The sequence below is a fragment of the Microcoleus sp. D3_18_C2 genome, assembly GCF_036702395.1.
Classification (GTDB): Bacteria; Cyanobacteriota; Cyanobacteriia; order Cyanobacteriales; family Microcoleaceae; genus Microcoleus.
The window spans coordinates 72,142-88,895 of record NZ_JAUBTG010000018.1 but is presented as its reverse complement, the minus strand read 5'-3'; the positions used below and the strand labels follow the sequence as shown (position 1 = coordinate 88,895).

The following is a 16,754-nucleotide window of genomic DNA, read 5'->3' as shown; positions in this document are numbered from 1 at the left end:
CTTAAAATTGATATCTTGCCACAGGTGTAATAGCTATAGTAGTAGGGTGCGTCATAACGGGAGATATTTGGGAGAATTAATCAGCCATCAACTGACGCACCATGGGATTAGAAAGGTGCGTCAGATGTATAGCAGGAGGCAGAAGGCAGAAGGCTTGAGGCAGGAAGCAGGAGGCAGAGGTAATCAGAGCAAGGGTTTCAGCAATCGCTATCGTCGTAACCGCCAAGGCGGTGGCTATAAATTTTCCGAGAATAAATTAGATATGAACTGAGGCACCCTAGAAATTAAGTTAATTGTCGATCGCATCCCTTCGCCGCTGGCTGTAGCGTTTCAATTCATCAATTAAGTGAGTATCGTTAGAAGCTGTTCTCGCGCCCGCTTCCGCCGCCCAGCGCTTCAAATCTTCGATTTGCGATCGCGCGATCGCAGCTAAAGGTACTGTATCCTCGATCGACCTTAAAATATCCTCGGTCATCAAATCCCGGCGCTGTCCGTTGACAAAAGTGCCAAAGGCTCGATACAATCCATCTATTACGACTTGTTCAATTTCTGCACCGCTAAAATTCTCAGCGCGTTTCGCCAAAACTCCCAAATCAAACTCGCGCAATCTAGTTGGCCGCAAACGCTGCAAATGCACTTTAAAGATATCTTGCCGTTCCGATTCTGAGGGCAAATTCAAAAAGAAAATTTCATCAAACCTGCCCTTTCTCAGCAACTCTGCCGGCAAAATCCGCACGTTATTTGCAGTTGCGACGATAAACACCGGACTGGTTTTTTCCTGCATCCAAGTAATCAAACTGCCGAATACCCGGCGCGAAGTTCCCGAATCGCCGTCGCTGCCGCTGATAATGTTGCCGAAGGCTTTATCTATTTCATCGATCCACAAAACGCAAGGTGCGATCGCCTCTGCTAATTGTATCATTTGCCTGACGCGACTTTCGCTTTCCCCGACCACGCCGCCAAACAATCTTCCAGTATCCAATCGCAACAGTGGCAAACGCCATTCTGAGGCTATTGTTTTCGCCGATAAAGATTTGCCCGTTCCTTGAATTCCTACTAACAAAACTCCTTTCGGATTCGGTATACCGTAGCGACGCGCTTCATCAGTAAAAGCATCTTGCCGCATCTTTACCCACTGTTTCAAATTCTCCAACCCGCCCACACTTTTTAGGGATTCTCTGGAGTTGAAAAACTCCAAAATTCCCGTTTGGCGAATTGCTTGTTGTTTTTCCTCCAAAACTCCGTCAATATCTGACTCGTTAATTTGCTGTTTGGCGGCCAAAGCTTTAGCCAAAACCCGCCCGATTCTAGCGCGACTCAAACCCTGACAAGCTTTAACCAATTGTTCCCTTGCTAAACCGCTAACTTGCAACTGTTGCGGTTTTTCTACAACGTGGGAAATTAAACTGTCGATTTCTTGGACGTTGGGCAAAGGAAAATCAATTACTGTGACTTCTTCTTTCAATTCCTCCGGCAATTCCAGGGTGTGAGAAGTAAGAACTATAGTTTTTTTGCTACGCTTCAATTCCCGCGTTAAATTCCGCAATTCCCGCACTACCGCCGCATTTTTTTCGGTGTAGGGATATTTCAAAATAGGGTGCAAATCCCGCAGTACAAATATGGTATATTCTTCAACAGCAGTTTTGCTGACGCGATCGAGCGCCGCCATTACCGAACCTTTCCCAGAACCGTTATCCTCCCAGCCCCGCACAAGATCCCAGAACAACACCCGGCGCGCGGGAGTTACTTGCAGCGCTACTTGGGCAATTACGGCTTCGACTGGTTCTTCCTCCGCGCCGACAATGTACAGCAGCGAATAGCGGGCGCGAATCATCAAATCTAGTCGTTTTACCAGTGCCTCGAAATGGTTATTTTTACTGCCATTGACGACATCTAATTCTTTGGGGTTTGGGTAATTTTCTGTCATTTTATTGGATATCTTAAATATATATTCAACCTTATTAAATATTTTGTTTGCAGTTAGGACTTTAGTCCTTAAAAAGGATTTAACCGAACTAAAGGTTAGTAGTAAGGACTTTAGTCCTTAACAACTATTTAGCCGGACTAAAGTCCGTACTGCGAACGTTAAAATTATAACAGAATCGTGAGCAGTTGGCTACTTAGCAGCTTTTCGAGCTTGTTTCACCATTTCAATCAGAGTATGGTGAGCATCTTCGGCATCGGTTAAAGTGCGATCGAAATTTACTCTGACGGGCACTGTTTCGTCGTTGACTTTAGCGGTTAAATCCATGCCGTTGGCATCAATAGCGAGCATTTGAGCTTCTGTCGCCTCCGGTTTGCCGCCAAATGCTTGAGCATATAGCACTACAGCACTAGCGTGGTCTTCGTTCATGTGAGTGCAGATGCGATCGCTAATCTCAGTGGAAAACTGTTCTGACATGGGGAGATTCCTCAGATGCAATATCGATCGATTGTACTGCGATCGGTACAAAGTTTTCAACCGCGATCAATTGCCTCAAGAGTTATGAGGGATAAATAACTAAATTCTATCCGCGTAAATCGGCGTTAATCTGCGGTTTTAAAAATGCCATCTTTCAACTATAATGATAAAATATTACTTTCTTAATAGTGCATAGTCAAATGAAAAAATCTAGCGCTTATATCGAACTACTCAAAACATTTCCGCCGCGACCCATAAGTGCTGAGGAGGAGTTAATGGCAACTCAAGAAGCGATCGACTCTTTGTTGGATAAAGGCGAACTGACTCCCGACGAACGCGACTACCTCAACGTACTGGGAACCCTTGTTTATGAGTACGAGCAAACTTTAGAACCCATACCTGATATTTACGGAGTAGAACTGTTAAAGGCTTTAATCGAAGAATTTGATCTCAGACAAAAAGACCTAGTTCCTATTTTTAAAACAGAGTCTATTGTCTCAGATATCCTCCGTAAAAAGCGCCAACTTACAACCGAACACATACAAAAACTTGCAGAGTTTTTCTGCGTCTCGCCGGCTGTTTTCTTTCCGCTGCCTCCAGTTAAAACAACTGCTTGAATTGAAAAACATATTTTTGTTTGTAGTAAGGACTTTAGTCCAGAAACCGGGTTTTTACGATAGATAACACGCATTGTCACCGAGAGATTCTCTAAAAACCCGGTTTCTTGAATCGGAGTGCCTAAATCCTGAGAATGCTTCCTTTTCATTGCTTTTTAAAGGCGAGACAGTTTATCATAATTAGCAACTAAATAGAATTTAAACAACCTGCCATGCTGTGGACGCCCGGACAAATCCTCAAAACTCGCCCCTACCGCATCGATACCATCCTGGGAATGGGGGGATTTGGTATGACTTACAAGGCCACACACTTGCAACTTAACTATCAAGTTGTCCTCAAAACGCCGAATCTAAGTTTGCAAAATGACCCGGAATACGCCAACTTTGTGCGCCGATTTATCCGCGAAGGGCAAATCTTAGCCAAATTTTGCCAAAACGCGCATCCTGGAATTGTCCGCATTAGCGATTTGTTTGAGGAAAAAGGCCTTCACTGTTTGGTAAGGGATTTAATCGTCGGTCAAAGTTTATTTGATACAGTACGGCAACGGGGGCGACTCCCGGATACAGAAGCAGTGGCAATGATCCGCCAAATTGGAGAAGCATTAAGTGATGTTCACCAAGCAGGAATTGTCCATCGAGATGCCCATCCAGGTAATATTATGTTGCGTCCCAACGGGCAAGCAGTGTTAATTGATTTTGGTCTGGCAAGTGAATTAATGCCAACTATTATTAGTAGCAGACATCCTCATAACCCTGCTTTTGCTCCTTGGGAACAGCATATCGAAGGTAGTGGCAAACCAACGGTTGATATTTATACTTTGGCTGCATCTTTATATTATGCGGTAACTGGAAAAGTACCAACAGCTTCCCTCAACCGGCATTTTAGAAATGAAGCATTGCCACCTGCGAAAGATTTTGGGGTGAAGGATTGGGTGAGTTTAGCAATAGAAAAAGGGATGGCATCCGAACCACAACAGCGATCGCAGTCGATGAAAGATTGGTTAGGTTATTTACGGGAACCGATTCCACAAACGATTGCCAATTTATCTGTACAGCTTAAATCGGCGCGGGGAGTTGACTATACTCGTTTGCGGGATTTATTGGCCGCCGGAAAGTGGAAAGAAGCGGATCAGGAAACTTTCAATGTGATGCTGAAAGCTGCGAGACGGGAGAAGGAAGGTTATTTCAATCGGGAATCAATTGATAATTTTCCTTGTGATGATTTACGCACGATCGACCAGTTGTGGGTAAAATATAGTCAAGGTCTTTTTGGCTTTAGCGTTCAGAAAAAAATTTGGTTAGAAGTTGGTGGTAAAGTAGATTGGGAGACTGAAAGAAAGCTGGGCGATCGCGTGGGTTGGCTAAAAGGAGGCAACTGGTTGGACGGCGTGTGGTTGAACTACGATGACCTGACCTTTAATCTGAAAGCACAGAGTGGCCACCTCCCCTGGTGGTGTGGTGTGCGTGTGCGTGTGTTTGGGGTGGTGTGGGGTGGTGGTTGGGGTTTATTCTTCTCTCGCATGGAGAACTGTAAGCTATAGTCTATAGCGATTTCAGCCCTTTGTCAAGTCTTTATTATCGAACTATTTAAAACATAATTTACAGCTTAGATATGCCTTATGAAATAGAATTTACAACCGAATCTTTAGAAGACCTAAAACTTCTCAGACCTATCGATCGCGGCAAGGTAATCAATGCAATTGAAACCTATCTCCTACACAACCCCAGCCAAGAAAGTAAAAGCAGAATTAAACGCTTGCGGGAGATGGAAAAACCGCAATATCGCCTACGGGTAGATGAAATTCGCATTTTCTATGACATTCGGGATAACTTTGTAGAAATTATCGTGATTGTTCCTAAATCCCAAGCGGCTGAATGGCTTTTACGTCAAGGAAAAACTACTGAATCAACCGAGGAATAGATAATGAAAACAGTCACTTTAACCGACTTACAAACCGATGTTTCAAAATACCTAGAACTGGCAGAATTAGAAGACATAATCATCTTGAAAGAAGGAAAACCAATCGGTGTATTGCGGGGTTTTTCCGACGAAGATGATGCCTTTGATTACGACTTAGAAAATCATCCCCTATTTAAAGAAAGAGTCAGGAAGTCTCGCCAGCAATTTCGAGAAGGAAAAGGCATTAGCCTAGAGGATGTCAAAGCTCAACTCCTCAAAGAGGATCTACTCTAAATTCGAGACTAAATAATGCGTTATGCCATTCTGATCGAAAAAACACCCAATAACTATTCAGCTTATGCGCCCGATTTACCCGGATGTGCAGCTACAGGCGCTACCCTTTCGGAAGTACAGCAGCAAATTAAAGAAGCGATGGAATTTCACTTAGAAGGGTTGCGAGAGGAGGGTTTACCCATTCCCGAACCAACTACTCTCTGTGAGTATGTAGAAGCATGGTAGTAGGGCAAAATATTTCATCGATTAAGTCGGCAAAATTCAATTATAATCTGCTCTAAAGAGGATATTATCGAACACTTCTTAGTCCAACAGTAACAACTATATCATCCCAAATCCGCAAGAGCGACTTTCAAGCAAGCACGAACCTCCTTCCAGTCACGTTCCGACAGATGACCAATTAGAACTAAGTTGGAAGATGGGGGGAGAGTGACAATAAAACTGCGAAAAACTGAAGCGACTCGTAAACCTGCTGCGGCCCAATCTTGGAGTATATAATCAGTTAAACCTAAAGCAGTGGTCTGTGTAGTAAGGAGTCCAGCTATTACATCGCGGCGGGTTGTGTTATAGGTAACTGATGATAGAATTACAGCCGGACGACGTTTAATGCCAGTCACACCAGGAAAATCAACTGTCACCACATCACCAGGATTAAAAGACACTATTACATCTCCTCATTTTCCGAAAAAAGGGTTGCCGCGTACTGCAAAGAAAATGCCGTCACATCGAGTTTATCTTCCTCAGTCCAAGTCTCACTTTCATCGACAACCGACAGATTTTGCTGCACCAAATCGTTGAGAATAAGAGTTGCCAAGCGCAGTCTATCCTTTGGTGAAAGGGTAGACAGAACGCGATCGTAAACTTCTCGAACAGTAGTTAACATAGCCAATCCTCTTGCTTCTTATCTTGTGGAACACTTAGGGCAAGTTGATTTGATTATAGCTCAAAAATTTAATAAAATTATGCTATAATTAAGTTCTAATTTTTAACCCCAGATTCACCTATGCCAACTTTAACTGATATTGGCACTTTAATTACCCGCGATCCGAACCTTCGCAATGGCATCCCTATTATTGCAGGTACTGCCACATCGGTGCAGCGAATCGTAGTCTTATACAAACAAGGTAATAGTGCTGAGGAAATAGCAGCGGATCTGGATCATCTCACCTTAGCACAGGTTTATGCTGCACTGACTTATTATCACGCAAATCGAGCAGAAATAGAAGCAGATTTAGCGGCTGAACAAGCAGAATATGAACGTTTGGCAGCATTAAATCGGCTAAAAATGCCGGAGAAAGCATGAGCCAAATTCGTCTTTACTTAGATGAAGATTCACGAAGTAAAAAACTATTGCAAGCTTTACAAAGTCGTGGTGTAGATGTTATTACAGTTGCCGAAACAGGGATGTTATCTCGCAGCGATGAAGAGCAATTAACTTGGGCTTTTACTAATCAAAGGGTAATTTATAGTTTCAACATTAGGGATTTTTATAGAATCCATACCAATTGGCTAGAAAGAGGAGATTCTCATGCAGGAATTATTTTAGGACAGCAAAATTATTCAGTGGGAGAACAAATGCGTCGCCTTTTGAGTCTAATTTCTGCCAAATCAGCGGCAGAAATGCAAAATCAAATAGAGTTTATCAGTGCTTGGAGTGAAGAGTAAAGATATTATCGATCGAGATAATTAGAATCCCGACTTCTCCAAGAAGTCGGGGTTGTGAGTATTCTGGTTTGTGACTACAAACTGCACAGCCTAACTAAAAGATCGATCGTCAAACGGCAATTCATCAAACAGCGGAGCAATATCAGCCTCAGAATTGGCAACAGGGGAATTAGCGCGAGATGCCGACGGCTTAACAGAATTCACCTGGGCTACTGATAACTTGGCCGCAGGTTCCGATTTCTGTAGGTTAACTAACGGTAACTCCCCGCCATTTTCTCCATTTTTGCTCGTTTGATTCCACATCATCATTCCCAGCAAACCATCAACCAAACCGCCACCGCTACCGTTGCCTGTTACCGCAACATCCGGCACAACTCGCACGTTGCGATCGCCTATAATTTGCATTAACTGCAAAGCCGTATAACCCGAACCTCCCAAAGCTACAACACCCGCGCGATAAGCTTCAGCTTGAGCATTTCCCTTCACCCGAATCGACTCAGCTTCGCCTTGAGCTTGTTTCACCTGAGAATTCGCTTTCAACTCAGAAATCTTCACGCCTTGTTCCGATTTCACCATCTCTTGTTGAATCTCAGCCAGCGCCGTTTCCCGCACCAATTGTTGCCGCTGAGTTTGTGCTAATTGCTGCACCTCATAAGTCTTGCACTGTTCTTCAGCAATTTTGCGATCTGTTTGAGTTTGCATCAACTCTGCAGGCGGCAAAATATCCCCGATCAAAGTATCAATTGCTTGCACGTCGTAGGTACGCAAAGCTGCTTTGATATACTCGGCGGCTTCCGCTTGTCTGCCGCTTCTTGCCGAGAGAAAATCTAATACAGAATAAGCTTGAGCCGAATTGCGGAAATAATTCCCAATTGTCGGCTGCAAAACGTGGTCTACTAAATTCTGCATCGAACCGACGCGAGAAATCACTTTGGGAGCATCCAAGGCTCCAACGTGAATAATCTGAGCTACTTCTAAATCAAAGGCAAAACCGTCTTGAGAACGCACGGTTAAAGACGAAAGTTGAGAATCGTAACTGTGCCTTTCTGTTTTTCCTGACCAGTTCAATACTATATTAGTAGTCGGCACTAACTCTACTTTCAAAATGCGAGTATTCAGCGGATGTTTCCCCGGATAAAGGGGAGTTACCCAAACCCCTTTATTGCCGACATTTACTAAATTTCCGTGAGTGAAAGCAGCGCCGCTCACATCTTCCGAGGTTTGGCCGACATAGGAAATAACCGCGCCGACATAGCCGATCGGGATTTCGGTCATCGCCACTTGGTCAACCCCGACAAACCAAGGATTTAAGTTCCACGAACCGGAAAGCAAAACCTGTTCCTGCAAACCGCGCCGCCCGCCGGCGGTGATAAATTTTTGCGCGTTTTGGAAGTTGTCGTGATTCGGAATAATTGGGCCAGCAATTTCGCCATCTTGAATCGGAACGCCGTCAAAAGTTGTGACAATTCCCACTTTATCAGGGGCAATTCTGTACAGCTTTAATTGTTCGGCTGTCATCCCGTGTTTGGCAGCATTTGCCGCTGTAATTACTGTAAATAATGCTGTATTAATTCGATAGCTACCGCCAGTCAAAATGCCGAGTTGTCTACCTTTTTCGCCGCCGCCTTTGAGGAATTGGCGAGCATCTTGAAAATTGTCACATTCTGTGATTTTGCCGAGGATGCGCTGCGGTGGAATTGACTTACCACCTGCTGCGATAATCAGGGCAATTTCACCTTGGGGAACTACAGTTAGAGACTCTTTGCGAACGTTGTACTGCAAAGGCCAATAACCCCAGTGCCAACCGGGGGGCAAAGTATCAGCTTGATATCCCGCTTCTCCGTTTAAGGCAATTAAATCTCCGGGCGGTAAAGACTTGCCGCCGAAGCTAAACTTTTTACTGACAATGCCAACTTCGCGATCGCCAATTACTACCAATCCGCCAAAAAATAATGGCAGCACTAGAATAATTATCATACCGCCGATCGCGATCGGGATAAATCCGCCCGGATCGAGCTGCATTGTCTGCACGGGAACAGTGGTACGCAACTGCCCTAACTGCAGGCTAGAATCAGGTTTTGCGACTAACTGAATCGAGGTTCCATTTGCGAGGGGGATATTGCTAGCTGCTAATACCGGCGAGGGTTTCAAACTGGTTGTTGCACTAAGTGCTAAAGACGCCGAAACAGCGGCTACAAACTGTTTTAAAAAGCGGATTTTGACTTGAGATTTGGACAAAAATGAATAAAGCATTTTTTTTTAGCAGGGCTAATTTATCCTAGGAGTTCCAGCTTAGCCTTACTAAAAAGTTTTGGCGTAAAACTTAAGGTCTTATCATTATTTGCCGTCATAATAGTCATATAGCAATCCTTGCAGGAGTCGTAAAATGTTTACCCCACCCCAACCCTCCCCTTATCAAGGGGAGGGAGTAAGAAATTCACAAATGATTTAGGATTCCTATATTTGTCAGTAAAAAAAATACTGCTCATTAAACTACAGGCTGACAATCCCCCGTTTTAAGGCGGAAATCGCGGCCTGCGTGCGATCGCTAACTCCCATTTTGCTCAAAATATTGTTGATGTGAAACTTGACGGTGCTTTCGCTGATGTGCAAAACTTCACTAATCTGGCTGTTGCTTTTACCAGCGACTATGAGGCGGATGACTTCTAATTCGCGATCGCTCAATTCAGGCCCACTCAGGCGATCGGCTAACTTAACACCCACTGCCAGCGGAATGTACTTTTTACCCTCAAAAACAGTCCGAATTGCTGCTAAAAGTTCCTCTGGTTCCGCATCCTTAAGCAGATAGCCCTTAGCGCCAGCTTGCAATCCGCGATAGATGTTTTCATCGCCGTCATAAGTCGTCAGCACCACAATCCGGGCGCTGGAAAACTCCGCACAAATCGCAGCAATGGCGGCGACTCCATCCATTTGGGGCATCCGCATATCCATAAGGGTGACATCGGGCTGATATTCGCGGAACATTGTTAATGCTTCCTGCCCGTTGCTTGCTTGCGCCACAACTTTAACATCTGATTCCTGATTCAGCAGCGCCACTAAACCTTGCCGCACAATATAATGATCGTCGGCAATTAAAACGCGAATAATATTTGATTGGTTAATCATGTTTACCCTGTTAATCTTATTAAAAAAACTGAATTTCTCACTACAAACTTACTATGTATGGTGCGAAATGTGCACCTTTACTGGCGATTAACTGAAACTATAACTTCTGTTCCGTTTCCGGGGCGGCTGTTTACTGTTAGCTGCGCGTTAATGCGATCGGCGCGTTCTCTCATTCCCAATAAACCAAAGCCATTCCTAAAACAGATACTTTCTGTATCAAATCCCTGTCCGTTGTCTTGCACCCGCAAAAGAAACTTGGATATTTCGTATACTAACTCAATTTTTATCGCCGTAGCTTTGGCATATTTGAAAGCATTTGTTAATGCTTCCTGCCCGATACGCAACAGATTATTTTCTACCTCTAATGGTAGGGAATATGCCGTGCCAACCACTTCAAAAATAGTGTACGTATCAGTATCTGATGACAGTTGTTTAGCGATTTGGTTGAGAGCGCTATACAAATCGCCCTCTTCTAACAGTTGCGGGCGTAAAGATTCTACGGATCGCCGCGCTTCGGCAAGTCCAGAGCGAGCCAATTCGCAGACTGTTTTCATGTATGCTTGTGCTTGTTCTGGATTGGCTGCTATTACCCGTTCGGCGGCTCCCAAATGTATGATGATGCCTGTAAAAGTTTGCGCTAAAGTGTCGTGAATTTCCCGCGCCATCCGGTTGCGCTCTTCGAGAATATTTTGGTCTAGGAGTTGTTTAGACATCCTTCTCAGACGCAATTGATTTTCGACGCGCACTAAAACTTCTTGTTGTTGAAAAGGTTTGGTAATATAGTCTATTCCGCCCAGAGAAAATGCTTTTACCTTATCTAAAACTTCTTGCAAAGCGCTGATAAAAATTATTGGGATATCTTGAGTTTTTGGAGTAGCTTTGAGCTGCTCGCAGACTTCGTAGCCATCCATGTGAGGCATCATAATATCCAGTAAAATTAAGTCGGGTAAATTGGCATTGATAAAGTTAAGAGCTAATTTCCCACTGGGAGCTAGGTGAACTTTATACCCAGCGACAGATAGTATGCTGCTTAAAAGTTTTAAGTTCTCAGGACAATCATCAATAACTAAAATACTTTCTTCGCGGGTAAAACGGAGGTTTTTCTTCATGTCTCATCCCTTAATGTGTGTATTAAATTTAGCAACTGTTCGTACTGAAAATTTTTAATGCAAGCTGCGATCGCCCTCGCTAAGGGCTGATTGATTTCGCGAATTTGACTGATGACTGTGTGCATCTGTTCCAAATCGAGATTGCTAATGGCTTGCTGAAGATTGGCTAGTAACTCAGGAGGCAATTCAGAAAAAGCGCTTTTTGTCAATACATTTACTTCATTTTCTGTGAAGCTGGGCGCAGCATTTAGTTCTTCAAAAACGAATTGCACTCCGATATGTTTGTGCAGAATATCAAATATGTTTGCTTCTCTAAATGGTTTGCGAATAAAATCATCGCAGCCGGTAGAAAGGACAACAGCTTTCTCTTCCTCAAAACTACTTGCTGTTATGGCAACAATTGCTGTCTGGGGTAGGCACGGGGGCACTACCCCTACAAAATCATCGTTTTCCGTAGGGGCAATCCCCCTGTGGTTGCCCTCTTTAATTTGTTTGGTGGCTTCATACCCATCCATCACCGGCATCCGCATATCCATAAAGATTAAGTGCGGCGAATATTGCTCCCACTTTTCTATTGCTTCTCTCCCATTTTTGGCTTCGTAAACTTCAAAACCGATCGCGGAAAGCAGTTTAACTAGCAGTTGGCGGTTGTCAAAAGCGTCGTCTGCAACGATAATCCGATAGCGGGGTTGATTGGGCGCGATCGCCATAACTCGTCTGGTTGGCTGTTCCCGTTGGCGATCGGCTTTTTCAACTGAATTAACTTTAATGTCAAATTTGAAAATAGTACCGCCTCCAGGACGAGAACTGACTGTCATTTCACCGCCCATTAAGTGTACAAAAGAACGTGCGATCGTTAAACCTAATCCTGTTCCTTGTTGCGATTCTTCCCCGGTTTTGGTTTGAACAAAAGCTTCAAATATCTTGTCTAATTCAATAACATCAATTCCATCTCCTGTGTCTTCAATCTCAAAGCTGATTTTCTGAGCAAAATCCTGATTTTTAACTTTTACATGAATGCCGCCTTCGGAGGTGAATTTAATCGCGTTAGAAAGCAGGTTAATCAAGATTTGGCGCAATTTTATTTCATCAGTTCGCACATATTGGGGAACGTCTTGCCTCCGCTCTACTAATAACTGCAATCCCTTATTTTGTGCCGGAATTTGGAACATATTTTTGATGTCGTCCAGCAGGCGGTGGAGGTCAAAATTCGTCTGGTTGAGAGTCGTGCGTCCCGCTTCTATTTTGGACAAATCTAATACTTGGTTAATCAGTTCGAGCAAATGTTCTCCGCTGCGGGTGATAATACTCAGGTGTTCTTGCTGTTCCTGCAATAAGTTAGAACCGCGATTCATTAATTGGGAAAATCCGAGAATTGCATTGAGGGGAGTCCGCAATTCGTGGCTCATATTTGCGAGGAATGTACTTTTTGCTCGGTTGGCTTCTTGTGCTGCTTCTTCAGCTCGTTGTCGCTCGATGATTTCTCGCTGGAGTTCGAGAGTGCGATCGCTCACTTGCTGTTCTAAAGTGCGGTTGTAGTCGGCTAAAACTTTTTCTGCTTGTTTGCGATCGGTGATGTCTTGAAATGTGGCGATCGCATAATTAATTTTGCCAGTTTCATCCACAATTGGTGTGCTGGAAACTTCCAAGGAAACAATTTTATCAGGTCGGTGGAACTCGATATCATCTACTTTGACAGTTTCACCCGCCAAAGAACGCACGATTGGTATTTGTGCGGTGGGATATAACTCGTTAGTTCCCGCGAGATAAAGTTGACAAGCTTCTGCTAATTTCTCAGTATTTGCTTCGGGTAGTGTGGGAATGGCACTTAGTTGATGTGCTGTCTGATTTGCATAGGTAATTTGTCCGGTGGTGTCATGCACGGCTACCCCAATTGGCATAGCATTGATAAATTGAGTAAGCCGGCTTTCGCGTTCCTTGACTTCAGAGAAGAGTTTAGCATTGGTAAGTGCGATCGCTGCTTGTCCCGATAGCAATTGTAATACTTCCAGGCGATCGGGCGTAAAAGCTTGTGCGGTAAGGTTATTTTCGAGATAAACAATAGCAGCCAGTTGACCTTGATTCATCAAAGCAGCACACAAAATAGACTTGGGCTGACGTGCTTTGATGTAAGGGTCATTCGTAAACTTTCCTTCACGGGTGGCATCATTTAGCACTAAATTTTCTTGGGTTCGAGCGACATAATTGATAATAGCTTCGGAAAGTTCCGGGCAATTTTCAACTGGTTCAGATTGCAACACTGTTATCTGTTCATCATTCATTACACCTTCAGCTTCAATCAGCAATTTTCCCTGGGTTTCTATAATCAAATATCCTTTTTGAGCGCCGACATTTTCAATCAAAATTTTCATCAATCTGGAGAGTAATTTATCCTGTACAATTTCCCCAGCAATTGCCTCGGAAGCTTTCATGACTGTAGCGATATCCAAGGAAGAACTAGAACGGCTGCCCGTAGTTGATGTAGTGGTTGAAATTTCTTTATTTATCGGTTTATCGATCGTAAATAATTGCGGATATCGCGTTTCTAAATCTTTGACTTTAGCCGCTGCACCCCATAGCTGGTAGCAGTAACGAGCTTCCTGCATATAAGCTTTAGCTGTTAATTCTTTCCCCCTGGATAAATAGAACTTGGCAGCGAGTTCGTAAGCAAGGGCGGCTTCGTGGATGTACTCGTTTTCTTTGGCGAGGGAAATTGCGCGATCGTAATAGTCGATCGCCCGTGCATCTTTACCAATAACCCGATATCTTTCTGCCTCAACTAAATTAAATTTGTGCAAGTGATTCATCGGAGCGTGATGCGCCCATTTTTTCATTTTTTTCTGATTAGCCCTGACTTTTTTTAAACCGTGCTTTTGCTGGTCAAAAGAAGCATTAGAATAAAACGAAAGTTGAGCCAGCGATTCATAAAAATAGCAGTAGGATACTTGCAGAGTTCCAGCGGCACTATCTACATACTGCATTGTGGAAGCTGCATTTGATACCGCTTCAGCATATTGCCCGAATAAATAACAGAGAATCATTTTATAAAAATGCAGGGCAAAAATCGAAGTGCGATCGTTAGCTTCAGTTAACAGTGATAGCGCAGTCCGCTCATCATAGGCATCCCCAATTAAATAGCAGGGATTTTCCGACTTACCTAATAAATTAAAAACCGACTGATCTAAGGGTCTAATCTGCCAAATAATTGGATCAAATTTTAACTTTTCTATCCCCTCGCGATAAGTAGCAATATCGCGTTCCAGCCCTGACAATTCAGCGCCGAAGAGGTACGAATAACCGCAGTAAGTTTGAGACGCACAAGCACGTTCTTCAACTTGTCCTGTTTCCAATCCGCTTTTGTAAGCTTCTAACAAAGATGGCAAACTTTCTTTAGCTGGTGCTTTCCAATGACGGATGAAGTCATTAAAGGGAATAAGGACTTTAGTTTTTAATTCTGGCTTGCCAAATTGCTCCAACATCCTCAATGCTAGCTGACCAAATTTATAACCACCTTCAATATCTCCCACCACTCCGCACAAAATTAATCCATAAACTGCATAAGCATGGAGAGACTCAGGATAGTTGCCATACTTTACAGATAAAATCACCTGCTTAAACACAATTAAAGGCATCAGTTGAGGGGCAACGCCATAGGCGACAGTAGCCATAAATGACAAGATACGCAGTGCGGCTTGTTTAGCAGGATCGCTTCCTTGAGGTAAATTGGCTAAATCCTCAATGCGTTTCCCAGCTAGGGTTAACTTAACTTCCAGCAATCCGATTATGCTATCTAGATTGTTAGGCTTTGCGGGCAGTTTGACTCCCAACTGCCTCAGAATTTTTAGCCCCATATTAAGTGCCATATCTAGTTGATTTTGGGCAGCATGAGTACCCATTTTTACCTCGATAACTTTGACGCGATCGAACACTGTTTTAGCATTTGTTAGCACGAGGTTCCCTAAACTTTCCATCTGCTCAAAATCGCCCAATATGTAAGCTAGCTCTGCGGCTTCTTGATGCAGTTGTAAACTTAGCTTGTATTGCACCACCCAAGCGTTTTCGGCAAGCAAATTTATCCCCGTTTGCAGATAGTTAAAAGCTGCCTGATAAGCTGCCGATGCCTTGGCTTTTTTGCCAGCCATCAGATTTAACTGAGCCAGTTCATCTCTTTCTGTTTGATGGGAAATTAGCTGGCAGCCGAAATTGAGTTGATTAACAATGTCAAAAATTTGTTCTTCTGTGGGACAGGCATCTTGCCTGTCATCTGCGAGGGTATTTTGCAGCAGCAGTTTTCCTATTTGATGGTGAACCGCCGGCTTATCTTCTTCGGAAATCAGGGAATAAGCGGCTTGCTGAATTCTGTCATGAACAAACTTGTATTCTACGGATTGGGTACTGGGTAATTTGCCTGCAATTTCTAATTCCACATCTCCCATATTCCCCAGCAACACTACTAAATTCTCAGCAAGTGCTGCGTACAAATCATCCGCCGTTTGTCCCACAGATTTTTCGCAAAGTGAGGCGAGGGTTTTCAGGTCGAATAGATTGCCAATGCAGGCTGCTATCTTTAACGTTTCCTGCGTTTTCTCTGACAGTTGTTGAATTTTGCCAGCCATCAATTCGACAACATTATCAGTGAAATTTCTCGCTTGAATTTCTTCTAAATCCCACTGCCAACTCCCCTGTGTCCCCCCTTGGTGAGGCTGGGCTGTTTCATTCTCTTGTAGGGGCAATCCCTCGTGAAGAGCCCCGATATCTGAAACCCCTACCCCATCGTCTATGGGCTGGGCGGGCACGGGGGCACCGCCCCTACAAAACCCTGGTTTTTCGTAGGGGCAATCCCCCCGTGGTTGCCCCGAAACAGCCCTGGGGGTAAAGTCAAATTGTAACAGCCCTTCTGTATAAAGCGATTTGAGAAATTCATTCATAAAGAAAGGATTTCCGCCCGTTTTGAAAAAGACTAACTCGGCAAGGGAGTTGACTCTTGCTTCCGGGCAATTCAGGGCATCGGAAATCAGTTGAGTCACAGAGGATAAATCCAAAGGTGACAGGAAAACGCGATCGACTTTTGCCCCATTTTTGACAATCTCTTCAATTGTTAGCATTAACGGATGAGCAGCAGAAACTTCGTTATCCCGATAAGCCCCAATTAAAAACAGTCCCGCTGGCGAAGCATTCATCAGCAGTTGCATCAGTTTCAGAGATGCCCCGTCAGCCCACTGCAAATCATCGATAAATATTGTCAGAGGATGTTCTGGTTTAGTAAAAACTTTAATGAAGTTTTGAAACACAAAATTAAAGCGATTTTCCGCTTCACCAGCACCCAATTCTGGCGGGGCGGGTTGCTTGCCGATAATTAATTCAATTTCGGGAATCACGTCAATAATAACTTGACCGTTGATTCCCAATGCGGCTAATAATTTTTTCCGCCATTCTGTGAGATTGGCTTCGCTTTCTGCTAACAGTTGTTTGGCTAAATCCTGAAAAGAATTGACAATGGCGCTGTAGGGAATATTGCGCTGATATTGGTCAAATTTGCCGGAGATAAAATAACCGCGATGTTGAGTAATCGGTTTGTATAATTCTTGCACCAAAGCTGATTTGCCGATACCAGAATATCCCGAAATCAGCATCATTGAGCT

15 protein-coding genes and 1 pseudogene are annotated in these 16,754 nt (G+C 43.8%); 7 read left to right on the top strand and 9 right to left on the bottom strand.

Features of this window, described 5'->3' with window-relative positions:
• Positions 1–289: 289 nt before the first annotated feature.
• Positions 290–1,927, bottom strand: a complete 1,638-nt coding sequence (locus QUA88_RS13795) for an AAA family ATPase (protein WP_333211402.1) — start codon at positions 1,925–1,927, stop codon at positions 290–292.
• A 189-nt stretch (positions 1,928–2,116) separates the two neighbouring features.
• Entirely contained in the window at positions 2,117–2,401 is a 285-nt protein-coding gene (locus QUA88_RS13790; RefSeq protein ID WP_333211405.1) for a DUF2470 domain-containing protein, read from the bottom strand.
• Positions 2,402–2,601: 200 nt separating this feature from the next.
• On the opposite strand from QUA88_RS13790, the gene QUA88_RS13785 reads away from it, so the two are divergent.
• The 5 genes from QUA88_RS13785 to QUA88_RS13765 all read left to right on the top strand — a co-directional run bounded on the left by QUA88_RS13785 (position 2,602) and on the right by QUA88_RS13765 (position 5,437).
• Positions 2,602–3,018: a transcriptional regulator gene (locus QUA88_RS13785; RefSeq protein ID WP_333272181.1), complete on the top strand. Its 417-nt coding sequence runs from the start codon at positions 2,602–2,604 to the stop codon at positions 3,016–3,018.
• A 212-nt stretch (positions 3,019–3,230) separates the two neighbouring features.
• Positions 3,231–4,559 (top strand): serine/threonine-protein kinase, encoded by a 1,329-nt coding sequence (locus tag QUA88_RS13780; protein ID WP_333272178.1) that lies wholly within the window; start codon positions 3,231–3,233, stop codon positions 4,557–4,559.
• 71 nt (positions 4,560–4,630) lie between these two features.
• Entirely contained in the window at positions 4,631–4,939 is a 309-nt protein-coding gene (locus QUA88_RS13775) for a type II toxin-antitoxin system RelE/ParE family toxin (RefSeq protein WP_333272175.1), read from the top strand.
• Between the two features lie 3 nt (positions 4,940–4,942).
• Positions 4,943–5,212, top strand: coding sequence for a prevent-host-death protein (locus QUA88_RS13770; RefSeq protein ID WP_333272173.1), 270 nt, complete (start codon positions 4,943–4,945; stop codon positions 5,210–5,212).
• Positions 5,213–5,227: 15 nt separating this feature from the next.
• Positions 5,228–5,437, top strand: a complete 210-nt coding sequence (locus QUA88_RS13765; protein WP_333272170.1) for a type II toxin-antitoxin system HicB family antitoxin — start codon at positions 5,228–5,230, stop codon at positions 5,435–5,437.
• 101 nt (positions 5,438–5,538) lie between these two features.
• Here the strand turns inward: QUA88_RS13765 and QUA88_RS13760 are convergent, their stop codons facing one another.
• Together QUA88_RS13760 and QUA88_RS13755 are read right to left on the bottom strand one after the other, a co-directional pair.
• Positions 5,539–5,874 carry a type II toxin-antitoxin system PemK/MazF family toxin gene (locus QUA88_RS13760; RefSeq protein WP_333233517.1) on the bottom strand — a complete coding sequence of 112 codons (336 nt, stop codon included), beginning with the start codon at positions 5,872–5,874 and terminating at the stop codon, positions 5,539–5,541.
• 2 nt (positions 5,875–5,876) lie between these two features.
• Complete coding sequence (locus QUA88_RS13755) at positions 5,877–6,095, bottom strand: hypothetical protein (protein ID WP_333056318.1); 219 nt, start codon at positions 6,093–6,095, stop codon at positions 5,877–5,879.
• A 120-nt stretch (positions 6,096–6,215) separates the two neighbouring features.
• Between QUA88_RS13755 and QUA88_RS13750 the strand changes: the two genes are divergently transcribed.
• Positions 6,216–6,515 (top strand): DUF433 domain-containing protein, encoded by a 300-nt coding sequence (locus QUA88_RS13750; RefSeq protein WP_333056319.1) that lies wholly within the window; start codon positions 6,216–6,218, stop codon positions 6,513–6,515.
• Positions 6,512–6,877, top strand: coding sequence for a DUF5615 family PIN-like protein (locus QUA88_RS13745; RefSeq protein WP_333056320.1), 366 nt, complete (start codon positions 6,512–6,514; stop codon positions 6,875–6,877). Before QUA88_RS13750 ends, QUA88_RS13745 begins: the two co-directional genes overlap by 4 nt.
• Before the next feature lie 90 nt (positions 6,878–6,967).
• On the opposite strand, the gene QUA88_RS13740 is transcribed toward QUA88_RS13745, so the two are convergent.
• The 5 genes and pseudogenes from QUA88_RS13740 to QUA88_RS29520 all read right to left on the bottom strand — a co-directional run.
• Positions 6,968–9,130 carry a flotillin family protein gene (locus QUA88_RS13740; RefSeq protein WP_333211417.1) on the bottom strand — a complete coding sequence of 721 codons (2,163 nt, stop codon included), beginning with the start codon at positions 9,128–9,130 and terminating at the stop codon, positions 6,968–6,970.
• A 240-nt stretch (positions 9,131–9,370) separates the two neighbouring features.
• On the bottom strand, positions 9,371–10,000 hold the full coding sequence (locus tag QUA88_RS13735; protein ID WP_333211441.1) for a response regulator transcription factor: 630 nt from the start codon (positions 9,998–10,000) through the stop codon (positions 9,371–9,373).
• 80 nt (positions 10,001–10,080) lie between these two features.
• Positions 10,081–11,112: a response regulator gene (locus QUA88_RS13730; RefSeq protein WP_333056324.1), complete on the bottom strand. Its 1,032-nt coding sequence runs from the start codon at positions 11,110–11,112 to the stop codon at positions 10,081–10,083.
• Positions 11,109–13,544: an ATP-binding protein gene (locus QUA88_RS29525; RefSeq protein WP_445300592.1), complete on the bottom strand. Its 2,436-nt coding sequence runs from the start codon at positions 13,542–13,544 to the stop codon at positions 11,109–11,111. Before QUA88_RS29525 ends, QUA88_RS13730 begins: the two co-directional genes overlap by 4 nt.
• Before the next feature lie 2,436 nt (positions 13,545–15,980).
• A pseudogene (locus QUA88_RS29520) lies at positions 15,981–16,754 on the bottom strand (ATP-binding protein); the annotation flags it as partial.